This window comes from Tautonia rosea, assembly GCF_012958305.1.
GTDB lineage: Bacteria > Planctomycetota > Planctomycetia > Isosphaerales > Isosphaeraceae > Tautonia > Tautonia rosea.
Map to the genome: position 1 here is coordinate 1 of NZ_JABBYO010000049.1, position 1,162 is coordinate 1,162.

1 protein-coding gene is annotated in these 1,162 nt (G+C 69.2%); it reads left to right on the forward strand.

Annotated features, from left to right (window positions below):
* Positions 1 to 95 precede the first annotated feature (95 nt).
* Positions 96 to 1,139, forward strand: a complete 1,044-nt coding sequence (locus HG800_RS26785) for an IS110 family transposase (RefSeq protein WP_169981452.1) — start codon at positions 96 to 98, stop codon at positions 1,137 to 1,139.
* Positions 1,140 to 1,162: the final 23 nt, after the last annotated feature.

Consider the following 1,162-nt stretch of genomic DNA (forward strand, 5'->3'; position numbering starts at 1 on the left):
AGGATACTCATCATGGCCTCCGAGGCCCCCTGCGACCGAACCCGGTTGCAGACTGGAGTGCACCCGGATCGGGCACACCACCCCGGAGCACCGCCATGAGGCCCTACCAGGCACAGCACCGAGCCTACTGCGGCGTCGACCTCCACGCCAGGACCATGTTCCTCTGCATCCTCGACCCCCAGGGCAAGACACTCCTCCACGAGGACATCCCCGCCAATCCGGATGCGTTTCTCCAGTCCGTCGCGCCGCACCGCGACGGACTGGTCGTCGCCTGCGAGTGCACCTTCTGCTGGTACTGGCTGGCCGATACCTGCCGTGAGCACGGCATCCCCTTCGTCCTCGGCCACGCGCTGGAGATGCGCGCCATCCACGGGACCAAGACCAAGAGCGACCGCATCGACTCCGAGAAGATCGCCCACCTGCTCCGCGCCGGCCTGCTGCCGCAGGCGTATGCCTACCCCGCCGAGATGAGGGCCACCCGAGACCTGCTCCGACGCCGCTCCTACCTTGTCCGGCGGCGGTCGGAGGCCTTGACGCACGTGCAACTGATCAACTGGCAGTACCAGCACGACACGCCGACGGGCAAGCTCCGGTATGCGAGCAACCGCGCCGGCCTGCTCGACCGCGTCGACGACGAGTGCGTCCGACGCACCCTCCAGGTCGACCTGGAGCTGGCCGCGCACCTCGACGGCCAGATCGCCGAGCTGGAGGCCTTCCTCGCCGCCCAGGCCAAGGGCCACGACCTGCCGAACTACTATCGGCTGCGGTCGATCCCCGGGGTGGGAAAGGTGCTGGCGCTGACATTGCTCTATGAGATCGGCGACATCCGCCGCTTCGACGCGCCCGGCCGGTTCCTCTCGTATGCCCGGCTGGTGCGGCCGGCGAAGGAGTCGGCCGGCAAGGTGGTGGGCCGCTCGAACGCGAAGCTGGGCAACGCGCACCTGAAGTGGGCCTTCCGCGAGGCCGCCGCGCTGATGACCCGGCACGAGCCGGGCGTAAAGGCGTGGGCCGCGAAGAAGGCGAAGGCGACGGGCAAGGGCAAGGCGCAGGCGATCCTGGCGGCGCGGCTCGGCCGGGCGGTGTACGCGATGCTCCGCCGCGGCGTCCCCTTCGATGCGGAGGCCTTCATGCGATCATAACGAACCATCCCGATGTCCCGCCG